This is a genomic window from Paenibacillus sp. NPDC093718 (genome assembly GCF_050279985.1).
Lineage (GTDB): Bacteria > Bacillota > Bacilli > Paenibacillales > Paenibacillaceae > Paenibacillus_AQ.
Map to the genome: position 1 here is coordinate 1 of NZ_JBNNUS010000028.1, position 1,353 is coordinate 1,353.

A 1,353-nucleotide genomic window follows, 5' to 3' on the forward strand; every position below is an offset into this window, starting at 1 on the left:
GATCCAATATATGCTCCGGTAGGTGATGGGGTTGCTCTGAAATTTGAAGCTGCATTGACTCTATAGTCAATAGACATAGGAGTAATTACATCTCCCGATCCCGAAGTGATTTGAGATTCCTGCGTAAATTGTGTATTAGGATTGATTACTTCAGTAGAACTATCGGATGCAAATGTACTTGTAGAAGGAATTACCATAGTTGCTGCTAGCAATGAGACGATTACAATTTTTTTCTTCATTCGAGGATCTCCTTTGAATTATAATTTTTTTTAAAAAAATACAATTCTCCTTTTCATTTACTATTCTCTTATTTATATCCAATAAGGAACATACATAATATAACATATACTTCTAAAATAAGGAATATCATATGCTTGATACCCTCAATATAAAGGAAGTAACCGGCTGACGGTTCCCGAAGTGGGAGCCGGTGGTGGTTGTGAACCTCTTCTGCTCGAAAAAACAGACCAGGTTACTGCACATTTGCCATTTTGCATAGAATATTTTGATAACCTGTCGTCATGATATTCGACATTATCTGTATACCTGAAACGGTTACTGTGTTTGTGGATTTCTAGTTGAATGTCTTTGTCTAGCTTTGAATAGATTATTTTCCTACTGTGCGGTGTGTAGTTTAGTTACATATCTGTTTCGTAAAGTTCACCACATTCATAGTGTGAATATCTCCAATTGGTCAGGTTTTCATACTTCCTTGTATCAAGAATAGGGATGTCGATCACAACAACGTGTATCTTGGCATCAATCAACCATTGCCACTCTTTTAGGATCTCTCGCATGTTATAGCCAAACCTGTTGATAGACTTAACAAACAAGATATCGCCTTCACGAAAAATACGCTCAGGAGCTGATATTCAGGCCAGTCGACATTTTTCCGCTGGACTTGTCAACAAATAAGTATTCATCAGGAATTCCCTGTTACCGTAACACTGTTAATTGTCTACCAGAACTATTTGTAACATTATGTATTTACAAATTTTAGAAATATATGTTATATTATGCATGTTTTTGATTGGAATTAATAGGATGAATAGTAATGGAAAGGAGAAGAACTCTAGGTTTTTAGGTCTTTACAAATTCTAGTACATACAAAGGAGATCAAATGATGAAAAAAATTGTCGCAGTTTCTTTGATGACAGCAGCTATGGTACTTCCTGCAACAGGTGCATTTGCATCTGATAGTACTGATCCAATCAATTTTAATTCTCAATTTACACAAGATTCTAAAATTACTTCAGAAGCTGGAGATATTTCCATTTTGAGTACTACGTGGAGAATCAATGCGGCTTGTAATATGAGAGCAACCCCATCACCTACCGGAGCATATATTGGATC

Annotated in this window: 2 protein-coding genes; one reads left to right on the forward strand and one right to left on the reverse strand. The window is 35.8% G+C overall.

What is annotated here, in order from left to right; translation table 11 throughout:
* Nucleotides 1-239, reverse strand: a 239-nt coding sequence (locus ACQKPA_RS33165) for a hypothetical protein (RefSeq protein WP_427496518.1), incomplete at its 3' end; no start/stop codon positions are given.
* 881 nt (nt 240-1,120) lie between these two features.
* Between ACQKPA_RS33165 and ACQKPA_RS33170 the strand changes: the two genes are divergently transcribed.
* Nucleotides 1,121-1,353, forward strand: a 233-nt coding sequence (locus ACQKPA_RS33170; RefSeq protein ID WP_427496519.1) for a hypothetical protein, incomplete at its 3' end; no start/stop codon positions are given.